The organism is Tabrizicola sp. (assembly GCF_041913445.1).
Taxonomy (GTDB): Bacteria; Pseudomonadota; Alphaproteobacteria; order Rhodobacterales; family Rhodobacteraceae; genus Tabrizicola.
The window spans coordinates 440493-441760 of the sequence record NZ_JAYSFG010000001.1; the positions used below are offsets into that span (position 1 = coordinate 440493).

Below are 1268 nucleotides of genomic sequence, written 5' to 3' on the forward strand. Positions count from 1 at the left end.
TTTTGGTGTTGGGTGTGGTTGTGGTTTGTGGTGGTTTTGTGGGGGTTGTGGGGGGTGGGGTCAGTGGGGGGGGTTAAACCCCCCCATGGGGGGGCCGCGACTCTGCCGAACGCTTCCACTCGGAGCCTCTTGGATCCCCGCCTTCGTGGGGATGACAGGGGCGCGGGGAGGACAAACGGGAGAATCTTGGTCCCCTTGAGAAAGACAAAGGCCGTTCGTTGGAACGGCCTTTGCACTCTTGAAGGGTCCCCGCCTACGCGGGGATGACAGGCACGGTGTCCCTTCGGGAAAAGTTCCTCCCGAGACCGGATCTTTTCCATTTAGAATCAATGACATATTACGCGTTCTGGATCAGAGATTATCCCAATTCGGGGCAAAGTCTGTCCCGGATGGGCTTTCCACCACCCAGCTGACAAAAAAATAGCCCGCGGATGCGGGCCACTGTCACCGTGTTCTGCTGTCAGGAGTGGGCTCAGCTCGGAACGGCAGCGCCCACCAGGACCTTGAGAGGTGTAAGGTCTTCAGCCGTCAGTCGGATGTTGGCCAGTCCGGGCGTTCCAGGGGATCGATGGGCAGGCAAGTGCCCGGCCCGAATTCTGCCCAGGAGATCTCCCGTACACCGACCGGTCATCTTGGACGCGATTGTGAGGCTTACTGTTCCCCGGGTTTCCCGCACGGTGATGGGCAGGGAGCCAAGAAATGCCAGGAAGTCTTGCACCTCCCGATTGGCAAACGCCAGCTTGTGAATGGCGACCCCCATATCGCGATCCACGACCGGCCGGAGAACCCCAGTTCGATACAGGCTAACTGCCTGGGTACGGGTGCAATCAAGAAGCTGCGGGAGGAGATGAAGAGGTACGCAATCAAGCAGATCCCGGCAGAAGCCTTCGGCCAGTTGAGCAGGAAAGACAAGCCGCTGTGACCCTTGGTCCCACCGCTCTTCAGTTGAAAGCCCGGCTCGGACCAAGAGCTTCCTCAGCCGTTTGGGATGAAGCCCCGTCTTGATGGACAGGCTTTGGACCGAATGAAGTCGACGTGCCTCCACCACCTCGCCCAGCAAAAGTTCCCCCTGATCGATGGCCAACGTGTCGAGGATCTGCTCGCGCAACAACGGCTTAATGGGCCCATGATCGATGATTGGTGTTGTGTATGCGAGCCATTCGTAAAGGCGCCCGTAGATTGCCCTTGGCCCCGCCTTGGCCGACGTCTTGATCGATCGGGCGGCTATTCCGTCCAAGGCTTTCCTGATGGCGTTTTCTCCCTGGGTG

General features: G+C 59.1%; 1 protein-coding gene. It reads right to left on the minus strand.

Annotated features, from left to right (window positions below):
- Positions 1–472: 472 nt before the first annotated feature.
- Positions 473–1268 (minus strand): hypothetical protein (locus ACE3Q6_RS02220; RefSeq protein ID WP_374427503.1); only part of this gene is annotated, 796 nt, incomplete at its 5' end.